The sequence below is a fragment of the Burkholderia sp. FERM BP-3421 genome, assembly GCF_028657905.1.
Classification (GTDB): Bacteria; Pseudomonadota; Gammaproteobacteria; order Burkholderiales; family Burkholderiaceae; genus Burkholderia.
The window spans coordinates 722,302-739,438 of record NZ_CP117781.1; the positions used below are offsets into that span (position 1 = coordinate 722,302).

At 68.2% G+C, this 17,137-nt stretch carries 18 protein-coding genes; 17 read left to right on the forward strand and 1 reads right to left on the reverse strand.

Translation table 11 applies throughout. The features are described 5' to 3' along the window. Positions 1-2: 2 nt before the first annotated feature. The 6 genes from Bsp3421_RS06305 (at position 3) to Bsp3421_RS06330 (ending at position 5,585) form a co-directional block, all read left to right on the forward strand. Positions 3-1,127 carry a TIGR03032 family protein gene (locus Bsp3421_RS06305; protein ID WP_273997482.1) on the forward strand — a complete coding sequence of 375 codons (1,125 nt, stop codon included), beginning with the start codon at positions 3-5 and terminating at the stop codon, positions 1,125-1,127. Then, complete coding sequence (cysC, locus tag Bsp3421_RS06310) at positions 1,099-1,701, forward strand: adenylyl-sulfate kinase (RefSeq protein ID WP_273997483.1); 603 nt, start codon at positions 1,099-1,101, stop codon at positions 1,699-1,701. The genes Bsp3421_RS06305 and cysC overlap by 29 nt, the downstream gene beginning before the upstream one ends. A 305-nt stretch (positions 1,702-2,006) precedes the next feature. Next, entirely contained in the window at positions 2,007-3,227 is a 1,221-nt protein-coding gene (locus Bsp3421_RS06315; protein WP_273997484.1) for a substrate-binding domain-containing protein, read from the forward strand. 82 nt (positions 3,228-3,309) lie between these two features. Next, positions 3,310-4,551, forward strand: coding sequence for a substrate-binding domain-containing protein (locus Bsp3421_RS06320; RefSeq protein WP_273997485.1), 1,242 nt, complete (start codon positions 3,310-3,312; stop codon positions 4,549-4,551). A gap of 2 nt (positions 4,552-4,553) precedes the next feature. Beyond that, positions 4,554-5,033, forward strand: a complete 480-nt coding sequence (locus Bsp3421_RS06325; RefSeq protein ID WP_273997486.1) for a GspH/FimT family pseudopilin — start codon at positions 4,554-4,556, stop codon at positions 5,031-5,033. A gap of 330 nt (positions 5,034-5,363) precedes the next feature. Beyond that, positions 5,364-5,585 carry a type II toxin-antitoxin system prevent-host-death family antitoxin gene (locus Bsp3421_RS06330; RefSeq protein ID WP_273997488.1) on the forward strand — a complete coding sequence of 74 codons (222 nt, stop codon included), beginning with the start codon at positions 5,364-5,366 and terminating at the stop codon, positions 5,583-5,585. A 27-nt stretch (positions 5,586-5,612) separates the two neighbouring features. Here the strand turns inward: Bsp3421_RS06330 and gspK are convergent, their stop codons facing one another. Next, entirely contained in the window at positions 5,613-6,602 is a 990-nt protein-coding gene (gene gspK, locus Bsp3421_RS06335; RefSeq protein ID WP_273997489.1) for a type II secretion system minor pseudopilin GspK, read from the reverse strand. 255 nt (positions 6,603-6,857) lie between these two features. Here gspK and Bsp3421_RS06340 point away from each other — a divergent pair, with 255 nt between their 5' ends. From Bsp3421_RS06340 to Bsp3421_RS06390, 11 genes are all read left to right on the forward strand, one after another. Further along, entirely contained in the window at positions 6,858-8,531 is a 1,674-nt protein-coding gene (locus Bsp3421_RS06340; RefSeq protein ID WP_273997490.1) for a ShlB/FhaC/HecB family hemolysin secretion/activation protein, read from the forward strand. Between the two features lie 59 nt (positions 8,532-8,590). After that, the gene (locus Bsp3421_RS06345; protein ID WP_273997491.1) at positions 8,591-10,393 is read left to right on the forward strand and encodes a DUF2341 domain-containing protein; all 1,803 of its coding nucleotides are present in this window, start codon (positions 8,591-8,593) and stop codon (positions 10,391-10,393) included. Between the two features lie 10 nt (positions 10,394-10,403). After that, a complete protein-coding gene (locus Bsp3421_RS06350; RefSeq protein WP_273997493.1) occupies positions 10,404-10,811 on the forward strand; it encodes an ExbD/TolR family protein in 408 nt (135 codons plus the stop codon). Positions 10,812-10,824: 13 nt separating this feature from the next. Beyond that, positions 10,825-11,532 (forward strand): energy transducer TonB family protein, encoded by a 708-nt coding sequence (locus Bsp3421_RS06355; protein ID WP_273997495.1) that lies wholly within the window; start codon positions 10,825-10,827, stop codon positions 11,530-11,532. Positions 11,533-11,683: 151 nt separating this feature from the next. Continuing rightward, the gene (locus Bsp3421_RS06360; protein WP_443111494.1) at positions 11,684-13,408 is read left to right on the forward strand and encodes a putative porin; all 1,725 of its coding nucleotides are present in this window, start codon (positions 11,684-11,686) and stop codon (positions 13,406-13,408) included. A gap of 7 nt (positions 13,409-13,415) precedes the next feature. Continuing rightward, positions 13,416-14,048 carry a hypothetical protein gene (locus Bsp3421_RS06365; protein WP_273997497.1) on the forward strand — a complete coding sequence of 211 codons (633 nt, stop codon included), beginning with the start codon at positions 13,416-13,418 and terminating at the stop codon, positions 14,046-14,048. Between the two features lie 35 nt (positions 14,049-14,083). Next, a complete protein-coding gene (locus tag Bsp3421_RS06370; protein ID WP_273997498.1) occupies positions 14,084-14,584 on the forward strand; it encodes a YbjN domain-containing protein in 501 nt (166 codons plus the stop codon). Next, positions 14,581-14,997, forward strand: coding sequence for a hypothetical protein (locus Bsp3421_RS06375; protein WP_273997499.1), 417 nt, complete (start codon positions 14,581-14,583; stop codon positions 14,995-14,997). Before Bsp3421_RS06370 ends, Bsp3421_RS06375 begins: the two co-directional genes overlap by 4 nt. A 60-nt stretch (positions 14,998-15,057) precedes the next feature. Beyond that, positions 15,058-15,960, forward strand: coding sequence for a peptidylprolyl isomerase (locus tag Bsp3421_RS06380; RefSeq protein WP_273997500.1), 903 nt, complete (start codon positions 15,058-15,060; stop codon positions 15,958-15,960). Next, entirely contained in the window at positions 15,957-16,754 is a 798-nt protein-coding gene (locus Bsp3421_RS06385; RefSeq protein WP_273997501.1) for a hypothetical protein, read from the forward strand. The genes Bsp3421_RS06380 and Bsp3421_RS06385 overlap by 4 nt, the downstream gene beginning before the upstream one ends. Continuing rightward, positions 16,754-17,122, forward strand: coding sequence for a hypothetical protein (locus Bsp3421_RS06390; RefSeq protein ID WP_273997502.1), 369 nt, complete (start codon positions 16,754-16,756; stop codon positions 17,120-17,122). Before Bsp3421_RS06385 ends, Bsp3421_RS06390 begins: the two co-directional genes overlap by 1 nt. Positions 17,123-17,137: the final 15 nt, after the last annotated feature.

Consider the following 17,137-nt stretch of genomic DNA (forward strand, 5'->3'; position numbering starts at 1 on the left):
ACGTGGAACTGATCCAGGAACGCGAGGCGGCATCGATCGATGCCGACGATCACGCACCGTTGTTGAATGTGCAGGAAACGGGCCGCTTCGTTGCGCTGCTCGAGGCGCTGCAGTGCACGCTCGCGCTGAGCCGGCGTCCGACCGGCGTCGCGCTGCTCGGCGTCGAGCAGGGCGCGCCGACCTTGTCCGCCTGCCTGCTGCCGCGCTCGATGGGCCTCGCGGTCGCGCCGGACCGGCTCGCGATCGCGACGCAAAAGGAGCTGATGGTGTTCGCGAACGTGCGCGGGATCGCCGGCAGCTATCCGCCGCGTCCGGACTACTACGACGCGATCTACGCGCCGCGCACCATGCATTTCACGGGCTACTGCGACCTGCACGACATGGCGTTCAACCAGCAGACGATGGTGGCCGTGAATACCGCGTACTCGTGCCTGTGCGCGATCGACGGCCACTTCAACTTCACGCCGATCTGGCAGCCGCCGTTCATCAGCAGCTTCGGTCCGGGCGATCGCTGCCATCTGAACGGCATGGCGTTCCACGACGGCAAGGTGCACTATGCGACCGCGCTCGGCGCGACCGACGAACCGGGCGCGTGGCGCGCCGGCATGGCGAGCGGCGGCATCGTGATGGAAGTGCCGTCCGGCCGGATCGTCGCGAGTGGGATGTCGATGCCGCATTCGCCGCGCGTGATCGACGGCCGGCTGTTCGTGCTCGAAGGCGGACGCGGACAGGTGCTGACGATCGATCCCGCGACCGGCGCGAAGACCGTGGTGGCGAAACTGCCGGGATTCACGCACGGGTTGGCGGAATATCGCGGCGTGCTGTTCGTCGGATTGTCGAAACTGCGCATGCGCCGCGGCCCGCAGGGGCTGCCGATCGAGCAGGACGGCGAACTGGTCGCGGGCGTGGCGGCGCTCGATGTGCGCAACGGCGAGGTGCTGGGCACCCTCCAGTTCCACAACGGCATTTCCGAAGTGTTCGACGTGCAGGTGATTCCGGGTGTGCGGCGGGCGGAAATCCTGTCGCCGATGGAGTGGATGCGCACCACGAGCGTCGTGACGATGCAGGGCGGGATGTGGGATCTCGACGATGCGGACGATGAAAATGGAGAAGCGCATGCGGCATGACGCGCTGCAGGTCGTCCATGCGTTGCCGGCGCGGGTGGTCGCGCGGCAGCCGGGCGCGGTGGTGTGGCTGACCGGATTGTCGGGCGCGGGCAAGTCGACGCTCGCCTACGGCGCGCAGCGCGCGCTGCGGCAGACCGGCCGCAACGCCTACGTGCTCGACGGCGATCGCTTGCGGAGCGGCTTGAACCGCGATCTGGGATTCAGCCTGGCCGACCGTCGCGAGAACGTGCGGCGGGTCGGCGAGGTGGCGGCGATGATGGCGGAGGCCGGATCGATCACGCTGGTCGCGCTGATCTCGCCGCTGCGCGCCGGGCGCGACGAGGCGCGTAGGCTCATTCCGCAGGCGTTTCACGAGGTGTACGTGAAGGCGAGCCTTGCCGTGTGCGAGGCGCGCGATCCGAAGGGGCTGTATCGACGTGCGCGCATGGGCGAGATCGCGGAATTCACCGGGGTCTCGTCACCCTACGAAGTGCCGGAGGCCGTCGAATTGGTGGTGGAAACCGAGCGGCAAAGCGAGGAAGACGCGATTCGCATGGTGTTGCGCTATATCGAACGATGCGTACTCGGATGTTGACGTCGAATAGATCGCATCGAGCGGTATCGTCATCGAAATAGCGGATTCGGGATGCCGTGCGAGCGCGCATGCGGCCGAGCCTGAATCCAGCGCTCGCGAGGTCTTCGTCCGTGTCATGAAAATCAAGCGTTTCAATGATTTTCAAAATAAAAAGTTACGCACATTAAGTTGTTAAACGGCCTCCTTTTATTCACGTACATTTAATCCAGTAATTTAGAATTAACCACTATATTGACCACGCAGTCCACAAAGAGGGCTGTCTGTAATCCGTACTTTCCCAATTGGACTTTCCACAAGGAATTGCGATGAAATTCAGCAATAGCAAGCTTGGCCAGGCGGTGGTGATGGCGGTCGCGGTGTTCGGTGCTTCGGCCGCGATGGCTCAGACGGTGGTGGGTGGTGGTTCGTCGCTGGTCGCGCCGACGGTCGGCTCGGAAATCACGGCTGTGGGTGGCGGCATCTCCTACGCGTCGGTCGGCAGCGGCAAGGGCATCGCCGGCTTCCTGGCCAACGATGCGAGCCAGTTCGGCACGGGCCTCACGGGCCCGGTCCACTTCGCGAACAGCGATTCGGCGCTGACCACCTCGCAGACTGATGTCAACGGCTCGTATGCGCGCTCGTCGACCGACGGCCGTCTGATCCAGCTGCCGTACATCGTGACGCCGATCACGATTCCGTACGTGAACCAGCCGAGCGACATCACGGCCTCCATTTCGCTGAACGACGGCGATCTGTGCGGCATCTTCTCGGGCAAGATCACGAACTGGAACCAGGTCGTCAACCCGGTGACGAATGCGCCCTACACGTCGACCAACGCGCCGATCACGGTGGTGTATCGCGCCGACGGCAGCGGCACGTCCGATCTGCTGACCCGCCATCTGAGCGCGGTTTGCTCGAGCGCCAACTCGAACGTGACGTTCAACCCGACCCAGACCTTCGCGAGCAACTTCAGCGGCGGCGTGCCGTCGAACTTCGTCGCGGCGACGGGCAGCGGCGGCGTCGCTTCGAACCTCGTTTCGCTGCGTACCGCGGGTACGGCTGCGATCGGTTACCTCAGCCCGGACTACACGAACACGACGCTCGCGCCGAGCTCGGCACCGGCTGCTTCGAACCAGCTGACGGTCGCGAACCTGCGTAACGCCCAAGGCCAGGACGTTGCACCGACCTACCAGAACGCCACGGCCGCGCTGGCCACCGCGCAAGCGCCGACGCAAGCCAACGAAGGCAACCCGTTCGCGTGGGTGCCGCTCGTTCCGAACCCCACCGCCGGCTACCCGATCTCGGGCACGAGCAACATCGTCGTGAGCCAGTGCTACACGAACAAGCGCGTGATCCAGTCGAAGCTCGTCAGCTTCCTGACCAATCACTACACGAACGCGAGCTTCGCTTCGATCGTGAACGGCAATGGCTTCGACACCGTGCCGGCGAGCTTCTCGTCGCTGATCGCATCGGACATCCTGTCGAATGGCAACGGCCTGAACCTGAACATCGGCAACACGACGGCTTGCGGCTCGCTCGGTCGTTAATGCGGGTTTGATGTGAGGTAGTCGCACACGCCGGCGCGAGCCGGCGTGTTTTTATCCTATCCGGGCTCTACCGGAGCACTCGATGAAATTCCTCGCTTCTCGCTCATCCATGCTCGTGGGGGGGCTTGCGATGTGGTTCGCCGCATCGATCGGGTTCGCGCAGCAGACGCTGCAGGTGACAGGCGGCGGCCCGGCGCTGATCTGGGGGGAACTGGCTGCCGAGTCTGCTGCGACAGGCGGCGGCATCACCTATTATCCGGCGGGCGAAGGCCGGGGCGTGTTCGGCTTCTTGCAAAATGACCTGTTTCAATTCGGCATGGGCCTGACAGGCAATGTGCAATTCGCGTATTCGGGCTACCCGCTCTCGTCGGTGCAAACCAATGAGGTGGGTGAGTATGCGCGATCGTCAACGGACGGCCGCTTGATCCAATTGCCGTATATCGTTCTGCCCGTCACGGTTTCCTACGTGGGGCAACCGGGCGATGTCCCGGCCACCGTATCGCTGAATGACGATGATCTGTGCGGCATTTTCTCCGGAAGAATCACCACCTGGGATCAGGTGATCAATCCCGCGACCGCGCAACCCTATACCGCGAGGCAAGAGCCTGTTACGGTCGTGTATAACAGCGAAACCAGCGGGGCCACCCTGTTATTCACGAACCATCTGTCCACGGTGTGCAATCCGCTCAACTCGCGGGTTCGTTTCGACCCGATCCTCCGCTTTGACGGCAATTTCCCGCCTTCGACTGGCGTTCCGCCGACTTTTATCGCCGAAGCGAGCGATAGTGCGGTTGCGCGTCGGCTTGTCGAATTGCGTGGAGCGCACAAGGCGGCGTTTGCCTATTTGAGCCCTCACTACACAAACACGACGCTTGCCCCGGGTTCGGCGATCGCTGCGAGCAATCAACTGACGGTAGCAAACGTGCGAAACAGAAACTCCGGCTTGGATGTCGCGCCAACCTATCAGAATGCAGCGGCTGCGTTCGAGGGTGCGCGGGCGCCGGAATTGCCCGCCGACAAGGCCAATCCTTATGCGTGGCGGCTGAACACGCCGAACCCGGCACAGGGCTATCCGATCTCGGGGGCGAACTATATCGTGGTGAGTCAGTGCTACGTGAACCACAAGCCCATTCAACGCACGATATTCACCTGGCTGGGCCGCCACTATGGCGATCCGAATTTCCTGGAGATCGTGAGGAGCTATGGATTCGACCTGCCTCCCAGCGGCTACGTGGACATCATCACGTCGGACATCCTGTCGAATCGCCATGGCTTGAACTTGAACATCGGCAATGTACAGGCCTGCGGGACGCGAGGACGGTGAGCATGCCTTCAACGCGCGGGCCTGCCTCCCAACGCGGTTTCACCCTCCTCGAAATGCTGGTGGTGCTGCTGATCGTGGGCCTGCTCGTCGCGGTGATCACCCTCGCGCCCACCCGCAACCGCCGCAACGATCTCGGCGACGAGGGCGCGCGCCTCGCGATGCTGTTTGAAACGGCGGTCGACGAGGCGCAGTTCCGTTCCGCGCCGCTCGCGTGGCAGCCGTCGCCGGGCGGCTACCGCTTTCTCGAACGCCAGCCCGACGGCAGCTGGAAAACGCTTTCGGGCGGCGAATTCGACGCCTACCGCTGGCGTGCGCCGGTGACCTCGGTGACGCTGCGCTACACCGGCGGCGACGTCGCGCAGCGCATGGTGTTCGGCGCGGAGAGCCTCGACGCGCCGATGACCGTCACGCTGCGCTCGGGCGATGCGTCGATCCGGGTGGTCGGCAACGGCGACGGCAGCTACGGCATCGCCCGCCAGTAAAAGTAAGCGCGCCGGAATCCCGTGCACAAAACACCGCCGCCGGAACATGGCCGCAAAGATTCGGTTTGTGTGTATTTTCATTGGAAAAAGACAATTCGGATTCAAGGTGTTACGCAACATTTGTCACGAAGCGCATGGTTAACCATTCGCGCGCCGGGATTTTTATTTTTTAAAGTATTAATGGGTTGTGCAACTGCAAGGCCGTCGATAGAATCAATCGCCTGATTGAACAGGCAATCGACAATTATCTCGGGGTCTGACGCGCGGCCGGCTTGCCGGTCACATAATGAAACGGAACGCGCGCGCCGGTCCTCCCGACAGGGGCCTTCCGTGCAGCGATTTCTCTGGCAGCAGACCACTTCCATGGCGACGCGCGATTTCAGCCGAAATCCGTCGAAGGCTTTGCGCGATGCGGTTCAGCATCCGGTGCTGGTGACGCGCTATGGCCAGCCGATCGCGTGTCTCGTGCCGATCGATTACTGGAAATCGATCGTCGACATGTTGCGCAGCGCCGACCTGAGCGAACGGCTCGAACGCTGCGACGAACCCTGACATCCCGCGCCCGACCGCGCGCCATCCTCACTCCATCACGCGCCGCACGCGCAGCACGGTGGTCCACGCATTGTCGCCGAGGCCATACCGTCCGATCAGCGTCTCGAAGCGCAGGTCCACGCCGCTCGCGCGGATCCGGCTGTGCACGATGAAGTAGCCGCTGTTGACGGTCAGCATCGCGCCATCCGGTAGCGAACCGCCCGCGCGCATCGGCCACAGGATCAGCGACACTTCCGCGGTGCTCACGTAGTACGCGGTCGCGCGCCGCTCGACCAGGCGATGCGCCTGGAGTTCCGAGAGCGTGGGCAGGGCCGCCATCAACACCGGCTGCGACGCGGTGTTCGCATTCACGTAGGCGAGATCCGGCAGCAAGGTGACATAAGGCGCGAGCGTGCGGATCGTGGCTGCGTCATAGCCGGGCACGTAGGCGAGATCGCGCAGCGAGGTCCACTGCATGGGCCGATCCTCGGCCGCGCCGCCGATCTTCATCGCGCGCAGCAGGTAGTCGGCGGTCGGCTGCGCGAGCGCGGGATCGATGCCGAGCGCGCTCAGCAGGCGGCGATACGCGAGCACGCCGTTCGGGCTCGCCTGGAACGGCGCGGAGGGGCCGCCGCGCGTCACCAGGTTCAGCAGGTTGAAGCGCGCCTGCGCGTCCTCGACGCGGCTCGTCAGCGTCGCATCGGCCAGGCGGCTGTTCAGCGCGAGCGCGTCGCGCGGCAGGAAGCTCGCGAGCGGCCGCGCCTCCACGGGAATCGACCACACCTGCCCGTCGTAGATGATCGTGGCTTTGGCCGCCTGCGCACGCACCTGCGCGCGCGCCGCGCTGACCACGGCGCGCTGCACCCACAGCGCCTCGGAAGCAAGCCGCTGGTTCTCCACGTCGCGCACGGCGAGCCGCTCGCGCCACACGACGCTCGCCGCGAGCGTCGCGGCCAATGCCACCACCAACAACACCGTGACGATCGCGATCCCGCGCTCGCGCGCGCGAACCGTCCCGGCGCGCATCGCACCGCGCATGGCCGCTCCATCGATGGAAAACGCGCGCGCCGCGCGCAACTGGGCATGAATGATAGCGACGCGCGCGGCCCGCGCGCGTGACGGAAAGTACGTACATCGGCTCGATCGTCTCGCGCGCCGAAACGCTCGTTTCGTTATACGTACAAAAGGTAATTGTCGCGACTTCTCCGCTTTGTATCGTCCACGACTTGAAAAATCCAATAGCGTCGCCGGCAGATCAGCGGGCTCGTCGACGGATCACGAAGGAGTGGCGGGATGACGCCCAGGTTTGACGGGGAAGCGGACGGCCGGCGGCTCGGATGGCTGCGGGCCGCGGTGGCGGGGGGGATCATGGCGGCGACGGCGGCATACGGGCAGACGGACGGCGGCGCGAATGCGGGCGCGGCGTCCACGCACGGCGCGGCTCCCGCGCAGGGCGCGCCGGCCGCGTTCGACATCAACGAGTTCGTCGTGCGCGGCAACAGCGTGCTGCCGAGCGTGGACATCGAGCGCGCCGTCTATCCGTTCGAAGGGCCGGGCCGCTCGCTGACCGACGTTTACGCCGCGCGCGACGCCTTGCAGAAGATCTACCAGGACAAGGGCTATCAGTCGGTCGTCGTCGAGGTGCCGACGCAGCAGGTGAAGGAAGGCGTGATCGTGCTGCAGGTCACCGAGGCGCGGATCGGCCGCCTGCGCGTCGAGGGCGCGCACTACGCGTCGCCGCAGCTGATCCGCGACGCGGTGCCCGCGCTCGCCGAGGGCGGCGTGCCCGACTTCACGCAGGCGCAGCAGCAGCTGACCGACCTGAACCGGACGGCGGACCGCCAGGTGATTCCGGTGCTGAAGCCGGGCGCGCTGCCGCAGACGGTCGACGTGAACCTGAAGGTCGACGATCACAGCCCGTGGCACGGCGCACTCGAACTGAACAACGCCGCGAGCCCGAACACATCGACGCTGCGCACCAGCGCGACGCTCAGCTACGCGAATCTGTGGCAGCTGGGCCACGTGGTGTCGGGCACCTACGTGATCGCGCCGCAGCATCCGAACAACGCGCGCGTGTACTCGTTCTCGTACCTCGCGCCGCTGCGGGATTCGCACTGGAGCTTCCTCGCGACGGTGATCCACTCGGACAGCGACGTCACCTCGTACGGCGCGGGCAGCGCGGCGGTCGGCGGCACCACGGTGCTCGGCAAGGGCACCACCTACGGCCTGACCGCGATCTATGCGCTGCCGACCAGCGAAACCTATGCGCAGACCGTCAGCATCGAGATCGACCGCAAGCGCTACGACGAGAACGTGCGGATCGGCGATCAGGTCTCGCAGGCGCCGCTGACCTACGTGCCCGTGACGTTCTCGTACAACGGCCAGCTCGTGCGCAAGTCGTCGCAGACCAGCTTCTCGGTCGCGATGACGGCCGGGGTACGCGGCATCGGCAGCAACTGGGACGCCTTCGACGCGAAGCGCTACAACGCCACGCCGAACTTCATCTACGGCAAGTTCGACGTCAATCACACGCAGGACTTCGGCAACGGCATGCAGGCGAACGCGCGCGCGAGCGCGCAGTTCGCCAACGGGCCGCTCGTGTCGAGCGAGCAGTTCGCGGCGGGCGGCATCAACAGCGTGCGCGGCTACCAGTCCGCGGAGGCCACGGCCGACAGCGGTGTGCTCGGCTCGATCGAATTGCGCACGCCGTCGCTCGCGCCCTACGTCGGCGGCTTCATGAACGACTGGCGCTTCCACGCGTTCGTCGACGCCGCGCATCTGTGGCTCGCGAGCCCGCTGCCGCAGCAGACCTCGACGTTCAACCTGCTCAGCGTCGGCGTGGGCGCGCGGCTGCGCCTTTTCAAATATGCGAGCGCGGATTTCGAGGCGGGCTGGCCGTTGCGGGCGGGGGTCTACACGAAGGCCTACAGCCCGCGCTTCGATTTCTATGTGCGGATGAGTTTCTGAGTGTTCTTAATCGGCGCCGCGTCGCGCGCGACGCGGCATTGGCTGAATCGGGGGATCGGATGTTGAAGCGAGCGTGGTTGATGATGATCGCGGTGCTGCTGGGCTATCTGCCCGGCGCCGCGCAGGCGTGGTGGCAGGACGACTGGTCGTATCGCAAGGCGATCACGATCGACACCACGCCCAAGGGGGCGAACCTGACCGAGTCGGCCGGCCGCGTGCCGCTGCTGATCCGCCTGCATTCGGGCAATTTCCAGTTCGACGGGCTGCAGGACAACGGCGCGGATATCCGCTTCGTCGCGGCCGACGACAAGACGCCGCTGCACTATCACGTCGAGCAGTACGACGCGGTGCTCGGCGTCGCGCTGATCTGGGTCGACGTGCCGCAGCTGCCGGCCGGCGCGGCGCAGAACATCTGGATGTACTACGGCAACAAGAAGGCGCCCGACGGCGGCAAGCCTGCCGACACGTTCGACCCGGACTACACGCTCGTCTACCACTTCGGCGGGGCGACGGGCGCGCCGCCGAAGGACCAGACGGCCTACGGCAACCACGCGCAGAACGCCCCGGCCCGGATCTCGGAAGACGGCATCGTCGGCCATGCCGCGCAGTTCGACGGCGGCGCCGCGCCGCTCGCGCTGCCCGCATCGCCGTCCCTCGCGATCGCGGCGGGCGGGGCCTGGAGCTTCAGCGCCTGGCTGAAGCCCGCCGCGCTGGCGCCGCGCACGCTGGTCTACAGCCGCCGCGCCGGCGCGAACGCGCTGCTGATCGGGCTCGACAACGGCGTGCCGTTCGTCGAGGTCGACGGCGGCGCCGGTCCGCAGCGCGCGCAGGCCACGGCCCCGGTCGCGGCCGGCCAGTGGAGCCTCGTCACCGTGACGGCGGACGGCAAGGCCGTCACGCTCTACGTCGGCGGCAAGGTCGCGGCGCAGGTGCCGGACGCGCTGCCCGCGCTCGACGCGCCGGCCCTGGTGGGCGGCGACGCGCCGAACGCGAACGGCGGCTATGCCGCCTACAGCGGCCAGATCGACGAACTGCGCCTGTCGAAGGTCGCGCGCCCGGCGGCGTCGGTCGCGGTCGAGGCGCTGTCCGAGGGCGCGGAGTCGAAGCTCGTCGCGTACGGCGCGGACGAGAAGCAGTCGGGCTTCGGTTTCGGCTACTTCGGCGTGATCGTGCATTCGGTGACGGTCGACGCCTGGGTCGTGATCGCCGTGCTGCTCGTGATGGCCTTCATCTCGTGGGTCGTGATGTGGACCAAGGCGCACTACGTCGGCCAGGTCGACAAGGCCAACCACTTCTTCGTCGAGCGTTTCCGCGCGGTGGCCGGCCGCCATCTGGTCGGGCTCGCGCACACCGACGAGAAAAGTACCGAGGGGCGGCGGCTCGCGCAGTCCCCGCTGTATCGGCTGTATCGCGCCGGGGTCGCGGAAATCCACAGCCGCGTCGACGCCAACGGCCGCACGCTGATCACGGCGGAATCGATCGAGGCGATCCGCGCCTCGATGGACGCGACCCTCGTGCGCGAGAACCAGCGCCTGTCGAAATCGATGGTGCTGCTGACGATCGCGATCTCGGGCGGCCCGTTCCTCGGGCTCCTGGGCACGGTGGTCGGCGTGATGATCACGTTCGCGGCGATCGCCGCGGCGGGCGACGTCAACGTCAACGCGATCGCGCCCGGCATCGCGGCGGCGCTGCTCGCGACCGTCGCCGGCCTGTTCGTCGCGATCCCGGCGCTGTTCGGCTACAACTACCTGCTGGTCCGCAACAAGAACGTGACCGCGAACATGCAGGTATTCGTCGACGAATTCGTCACGCGCCTCGCCGAAGCGCACAGCAATCCCGATCACTCGCTGGCGGCGAACTGAGGAGCGTGCGATGCAGGTCCAGGACGACGATAAGCCCTACGACGACATCAACATCACGCCGATGCTGGACCTGGCGTACGTGCTGCTCGTCATCTTCATCATCATGACCACCGCGTCGGTGCAGGGGATCAAGGTCGATCTGCCGAAGGCCAGCTCGGCCGCGAGCCTCGCGAAGCCGAAGACCAAGGCGATCACCGTGTCCGACGCGGGGCAGATCTACCTCGACACCTATCCGGTCACGCTGGCCGAGCTGGAGGACCGGCTGCGCCTGCAGAAGGCGCAGGAGCCGGATTTCCCGATCGTGCTCAAGGGCGATTCGACCGTCGCGTACCAGAAGGTGATGGACGTGCTCGACCTGCTGCGCCGCCTCGAGCTGACGCAGGTCGGCCTCGTCACCGGCAAGGGCAAGGCAGGCTAGGCGGCGGACCCTCATGGACATGACCTACAACGGCGGCGAACCGCCCAAGGGCGCGCGCCGGTTCGTGAAGCCGGCGGCGATCGCGCTCGCCGCGCTCGGCTTCGCCGTGCTCGTCTGGCAGCTTGCCGGCGACAAGGCCGGCGTGAAGCGCGCGGAGGCGCCCAAGGTGACGACGGTGATTCCGTTGCCGCCGCCGCCCCGCCGCCGCCGCCGAAGGAACGCCCGCCCGAAGCCGCGGGAAGAACCGAAGACGTCCGTGCCGCAGCCGTCGCCCGCGCCGAAGCCGAGCGAGGCGCCGAAGCCGGCCGACAACCTGCCGAAGCAGATGACGATGAACGCGCCCGCGCAGGCGGGCACCGACGGCTTCGGCATCGCGGCGGGCGACGGCGGCGGGATGGCCGGCGGCGGCGGCGGCACCGGCAGCTTCGGCAACGCGACCTATGCGAAGTACCTCGGCTACCAGGTCGAGCAGCTGCTGTCGCGCGACAAGCGCGTGCAGGACAGTGGCGGCTCGCGTTTCAACGGCGCGGTGCGCCTGACGCTCGACGCGTCGGGGCGGATCGTGCGCGCGACGATCGAGCGTTCGTCGGGCACGGCCCAGCTCGACGACGCGATCGCCGATGCGCTGCGCGGCCTCGGCAAGTTCGACGAGGCGCCGCCGCCTGGGGGGACGCCGGGCAACCGCGAATTCCGAATCGAGCTGAACGGCAGGCGGACCTGACGGCGCGCCGCGCAGTCCTGCCTACCTATATCGACATCAAGTGGAGAAGAGCATGCAGAACCAGACGGCCGGGGGCCGCCGCAAGCAAGTTCAGGCCGCCCGACGGCCCTGCCGCACGCGTATCGGCTGGGCGGCGCTCGCCGCGCTCGGCATGGCGTGGGGCGCGGGCGTCCATGCGCAGTCGCTCGAAACGCAGGCGGCGTCCGGTTCCGCCGGCCCGACGCAGAGCACGGTGATCAACCTGATCAACCTGCTCGTGAAGCGTGGCGTGCTGACCCAGCAGAACGCGACCGACCTGATCCGCGAGGCGCAGCAGGAAGCGGCGCAGGCGCGCGCGGCGGCGGCGGGCCGGCCGGCCGCCGCCGGGGCGGGCGCGGCGGTGGCGGGCGGCGCGCTCGCGCAGGCGGGCGAGGTGCGCGTGCCCTACGTGCCGCAGGTGGTGCGCGAGCAGATCCGCGACGAGGTGAAGCAGGAAGTGATCGCGCAGGCGAAGTCGGAGAACTGGGCGCAGCCGAACACGTTCCCGGACTGGGTGTCGCGCATCACGCTCGACGGCGACATGCGCGTGCGCGACGAATACCGGCTGTTCTCGAGCCACAACGCGACGGGCCTGACCAATTTCGCGGGCATCAATTCCGGCAGCCCGTACGACGTCAATTCGAACACGAGCCACGCGCTGCCGCCGACGCTCAACAATTCGGAGAACCGCAACAACCTGCTGCGCCTGCGCGCGCGCTTCGGCATCACGGCGGTGCTGTCCGACGAATTCAGCACGGGCATCCAGCTCGCGACCGGCAACGACAACGGCCCGGTGTCGACCACCGCGACCGCGGGCGGCGGCTTCGCGAAGAAGAACATCTGGCTGAACAAGGCGTACATCAAGTACCAGCCGACGCCGTGGTTCAACCTGTCGGCGGGCCGCTTCGACAATCCGTTCTTCTCGTCGGACCTGCTGTATTCGAGCGACCTCGAGTTCGACGGGATCGCGGCGAATTTCCGCCGCGCGCTGCCGGGCCGGCCCGACGTGACGGTGTTCGGCACGCTGGGCGCGTTTCCGATCCAGTACACGGCCGACAACTTCCCGTCGAACAGCATCGACAAGAGCGGCACCGACATGAAGTGGATGTTCGGCGCGCAGTTCGGCGCGGAATGGAAGATCGACACGCAGAACCGCCTGAAGGGCGCGATCGCCTACTACGACTTCCGCAACATGAAGGGCACGCTGTCGCAGCCGTGCTCGCTGTACCTGGGCCAGACGAGCTGCAGCACCGACAACGAAGCGCCGGCCTTCATGCAGAAGGGCAACTCGCTGATCGCGCTGCGCAACATCGTCCAGGACCCGACCAAGGCGCCGGGCATGACGCCGATGCCGCAGCTGTTCGGCCTCGCCTTCGACTACCGTCTGCTCGACATCAAGCTGCAGTGGGATACGAAGATCGCGGACCGCGTGAAGCTGCGTCTCGACGGCGAGTACGTGCGCAACCTCGCCTACAACGAGAACCAGGCGTTCTCCGCCGCGTCGCTGCCCGTCAACAACTACAACTCCAATTCGCCGACGCCGACGCGGGGCGACTTCCAGAGCGGCCCGAACGGCTTCCTCGCACGCGCGATGCTGGGCGAGCCGGAGCCGCGCAGGAAGGGCGACTGGAATTTCTCGGTCGGCTACAAGTACCTGCAACCCGATGCGGTGCTCGACGCGTTCACCGATCCGGATTTCCATCTCGGCGGCACCAACGCGAAGGGCTACATCCTGAGCGCCTCGTATGCGGTCGCGCGCGACACGTGGCTGTCGGCGCGCTACCTGAGCGCGCGTGAAATCTACGGCCCGCCGATGTCGATCGACGTGCTGCAGATCGAACTCAATGCTCGCTTCTGAGGCCGCCATGAAAACGCGTGACTGGATCGTGATCGCGGTGCTGGGCGGCTGCGCCGGGCTGGCGCAGGCGCAGAGCCTCGAAGAGAAGCTGCGCACCCAGCTGCGCGCGACGACGCAGCAATTGCGCGAGCTGCAGGACCGGCAGGGCGCGGACCGCGCGCAGCTCGAACAGCAGCGCGACCGCGCGCAGGCCGACCTCAAGGAGGCGCAGGCCGAACTGGCGAAGCTCAAGGGCCAGGGGCGCGGCGACGCGGCGGCGGCGCGCGAGCTGGCCGCCGCGCGCAGCGCGCGGGTGCAGGACGAGAAGCAGCTCGCCCAGCTGCGCGGCGAACGCGATGCGTTGCGCGCGCAACAAGCCGCGCGCGAGGCGGGCGACGCGCACGCGCAGGGCGAACTGCAGGCGAAGGGGGCGCAGCTCGCGCGCTGCGAGGCGAAGAACGCGGCGCTGTACGCGGTGGGGCAGGAGATCCTGGGCGCCTACGAGCAGGTCGGGCTGGGCACTTTCCTGCGCTCGCGCGAACCGTTCGCGCAGGGCGCGCGCGTGAAGTACGACGAGATCGCGCAGCGCTACGGCGACCGCCTCTACGACGGCAAGTACGACCCGCGCGCCGCCGTTCCCGCATCGGGCGCGACGCCTTGAGCCGCGCCGGCCATCATTTTTCCGAGGACCACGACATGACAGATCATCAAACCGCCGCCCTGATCGACAGCCTCACGGCCGACGGCCTCGCGGACGTCTTCAAGGACGCGGGCTATCGCGTGACGCTCGCGGAGCAGAACGGCGTCGTGCAGCTGCTGAGCGCGAGCCAGGGCATCGGTTTCGCGGTGTCGTTCGGCAATCCGGCCGTGACGCCGGACGACCGGCAGGCGGCCTATATCGACTGGACCTTCAGCTGCGCGCTGCAGGTGCAGGGCGAATTGCCGGCGGAACTGGTGCCGGGCTGGAACCGCACGCGGCGTTTCGCGCGGCTGTCGCAGCAGGGGCCGTTCGTCGTGCTCGAACACGACGTGATGGTCGCGGGCGGCGTGAGCCCGCGTTACCTGCGCGCGTCGATCGAACTGTGGGATCGCCTGCTGCAGGAGTTCCTGCTGCATCTGCGCAATCGCCCGGCGCTGGCCGAGGCGGAGGCCGCCGCGGGCGCGGCGGCCTCCGGTCCCGCGCTCGCCGCGTCATGAACTGGCGCGGCCGGGCGGCGCTGCTGGGCGCGACGCTGTGCGCGCTCGTCACGGGCGGCGCGCGCGCGCAATCCGCGCCGGTGCGGGCCGGCGATGCGCCCCCCGCCTGGGTCGCGTACGCGCAGCAGGTGTCGGCGCGGCTGCATGCGGCGCTCGACGAGGACAACGCCGACGCGCAGCGCTTCTATGCGTTTTTCGAGCAACGCGCGGCCGGACAGCCGCGCATCGAGCTGCCGATCTCGACCTGGCTCGATGCGCATGGCCGGGTGACGCGCGTCGAATGGCCGCCGCTCGACGACCCGCAGGCGGAGGCGGCGCTGCGCGCGCTGCTGTTGCGTCAGGCGATGGCCTCGCCGCCGCCGCGCGGCATGCGCCAGCCGATCGTCGTGCGTTTCGGCTTCGCGGCGCAGTAGCGGCGGCGTCGTGACGCCCCCGCTCATTCATCAGCGAAACAGATAGGGAGTGAACCGATCGTGAAGACTTGGAAGGCGATGACAGGCGGGCTCGTGCTCGCCACGCTCGCCGCGCTGGGCCCGGCCCGCGCGGCGCAGGACGAGGTGGTCGCCCGCGCGGGCGACGTCAGGCTGACGCGCGCGGACGTGGCCGCGCTCGTCGCGGCGCTGGGCCCGGACGCGCAGACGCGGCTCGCGGCGGAGCCGGCGCTGCTGACGCGCCTCGTGCGCGCGCGGCTCGCCGAGCAGGTGCTGGTGAACGAGGCGAAATCGAGGGACTGGGATCGCCAGGACCGGGTGCGCGCGCTGGTCGAGGCTGCGCAGCGCGAGGCGGTGTTCCGCAGCTATCTGGCATCGGTCAGCGCGCCGCCCGCCGACTATCCGTCGGACGCCGAGCTGCAGGCCGCGTACGACGGCAATCGCGCGCTGTTCGCGACGCCGCGCGCGCTGCATGTCGCGCAGATCTATCTGGCCGTGCCGGCCGACGCCGACGCGGCGACGCTCGCGAAGGCGCGCAAGCAGGCGGCCGAGCTGCTGCGCCGGGCGCGTGCGCCGGGGACGGAGTTCGGCGCGCTCGCGCGTGCGTCGTCGCAGGACACGGCGAGCGCGGCGCAGGGCGGCGATCTCGGCTTCACCGACGAGAACCGGCTGGTGCCGGCGATCCGTCAGGCGCTGGCCGCGCTGAAGCCCGGCGAGATCAGCGAGCCGGTGCGCACCGACACGGGCCTGCATCTCGTCAAGCTGATCGAGGTGCGGCCGGCCGGCGCGCGTCCGTTGGCCGAGGTGCGCGAGCAACTGCGCGCGTCGCTGCGCGCCGCGCGGGAACAGCAGAACGCGCAGGCCTATCTCGCGAAACAGGTCGCGCCGGGCGCGGCGACGCTCGACGAGCAGGCGCTCGAGCAGCTGGCCGGCGCCGCCCAATGACCGGTCACGACAAGACGCTGCATCCGCTCGATGAACGCTACGTCGAGACCTATGCGTTCCGCGCGCCGGTCGCGGGGGCGGCCGACGGCGCCGCGTCGGCCGCCGCTGCGTCGGGCGCCGCGCGCTGGTGTCCGCTGTGCGGCGGAGAGCTGGTGCCGACGCATCGCCAGCGCCACGGCCGCCGCTACTTCCGGCACCAGGACGCCCGCGACGACGCGCGTTGTCCGCTGACCACGCCGCACTACGAACTCGCGGGGCTCGCGGTCGCGCAGCGCGGCGGGCCGGCGGCGGACTTCGGCCACCGCCCGCGTTTCCTGGCGGGCTGGCAGGCGCATTACCGGCGGATGCAGATGCTGGCGCCCTCGCTGACGCTCGAACGTTTCGCGATCCTGATCCAGTGCGCGGACGTGCTGAACCTGTGGTCCTACCGGGGCTTCGACGAACGCGACCTGCCGCATCTGCTATTGGTGCTGGCGGGCTTCATCCGGGTGCCGCAGGCAGACGGCGGCGCGTACTGGCTCCGCTTCTGGTTCGATGCGCGCGTCAAGGACGCCGGCGATCTCTGGACACCGGCCGGGCAGGCCGCGCAGCTGTTCCGGGTGCACTACCGCGAGCCGGCCGATATGCCGTTTCCGTCGGCGGAAGCGATCAACAGCTGGGAGTCGATCCTGCGGCAGACGCGTGTGGTGGCGACGAGCCTGCCGCCCGTCGGGCCGGTGGAGTCGCGTACCTTCGCGCGCCTGCTCGACCGCTATGAGCGCGAGCGGCAGCGGCGTCAGCAGGAGCGGGCGTGATGGGCCGGCGCGCGGCCGCCGTCGCGGCGATGGTGGGCGCGGCCTGGGCGGGCTGGGCGCGGGCGCAGTCGCCCGCGCCCGCGGCGCAACCTGCCGGCGGCGCATCGCGGCCGGTCTGCGTGCAGGCCGAAGTGAACGGCGTGCGCGCGCTGTCGTACAGCTGCCTGTCGGAGCAGCTCGCGCCGAGCGTGACGCCCGACGCGCCCGGGTCGAGCGTGAGCGCGGCCGAGGCGGGCGCGACGCAGCCGTCGAACCGGCTCGGCACCTTCAATCTGTCGGGCGAGCAGAACCGCTTCGGCGGCAACTGGGGGCGTTCGGTGCAGCCGCAACGTCCGCCGCCGCTTTCGCCACCGCCGCCGCCGCGCTAGGCGACAGGGAGCACG

Excerpts from the sequence above, each read along its gene's own strand:
- Bsp3421_RS06375 (WP_273997499.1), top strand. The coding sequence starts at position 14,581 with ATGAACTGGCGCGGCCGGGCGGCGCTGCTGGGCGCGACGCTGTGCGCG.
- Bsp3421_RS06345 (WP_273997491.1), top strand. The coding sequence starts at position 8,591 with ATGTTGAAGCGAGCGTGGTTGATGATGATCGCGGTGCTGCTGGGCTAT.
- Bsp3421_RS06355 (WP_273997495.1), top strand. The coding sequence starts at position 10,825 with ATGGACATGACCTACAACGGCGGCGAACCGCCCAAGGGCGCGCGCCGG.
- Bsp3421_RS06370 (WP_273997498.1), top strand. The coding sequence starts at position 14,084 with ATGACAGATCATCAAACCGCCGCCCTGATCGACAGCCTCACGGCCGAC.
- Bsp3421_RS06340 (WP_273997490.1), top strand. The coding sequence starts at position 6,858 with ATGACGCCCAGGTTTGACGGGGAAGCGGACGGCCGGCGGCTCGGATGG.
- Bsp3421_RS06360 (WP_443111494.1), top strand. The coding sequence starts at position 11,684 with ATGGCGTGGGGCGCGGGCGTCCATGCGCAGTCGCTCGAAACGCAGGCG.
- Bsp3421_RS06320 (WP_273997485.1), top strand. The coding sequence starts at position 3,310 with ATGAAATTCCTCGCTTCTCGCTCATCCATGCTCGTGGGGGGGCTTGCG.
- gspK (WP_273997489.1), bottom strand. The coding sequence starts at position 6,602 with ATGCGCGGTGCGATGCGCGCCGGGACGGTTCGCGCGCGCGAGCGCGGG.
- Bsp3421_RS06365 (WP_273997497.1), top strand. The coding sequence starts at position 13,416 with ATGAAAACGCGTGACTGGATCGTGATCGCGGTGCTGGGCGGCTGCGCC.
- Bsp3421_RS06390 (WP_273997502.1), top strand. The coding sequence starts at position 16,754 with ATGGGCCGGCGCGCGGCCGCCGTCGCGGCGATGGTGGGCGCGGCCTGG.
- Bsp3421_RS06385 (WP_273997501.1), top strand. The coding sequence starts at position 15,957 with ATGACCGGTCACGACAAGACGCTGCATCCGCTCGATGAACGCTACGTC.
- cysC (WP_273997483.1), top strand. The coding sequence starts at position 1,099 with ATGAAAATGGAGAAGCGCATGCGGCATGACGCGCTGCAGGTCGTCCAT.
- Bsp3421_RS06350 (WP_273997493.1), top strand. The coding sequence starts at position 10,404 with ATGCAGGTCCAGGACGACGATAAGCCCTACGACGACATCAACATCACG.
- Bsp3421_RS06315 (WP_273997484.1), top strand. The coding sequence starts at position 2,007 with ATGAAATTCAGCAATAGCAAGCTTGGCCAGGCGGTGGTGATGGCGGTC.
- Bsp3421_RS06325 (WP_273997486.1), top strand. The coding sequence starts at position 4,554 with ATGCCTTCAACGCGCGGGCCTGCCTCCCAACGCGGTTTCACCCTCCTC.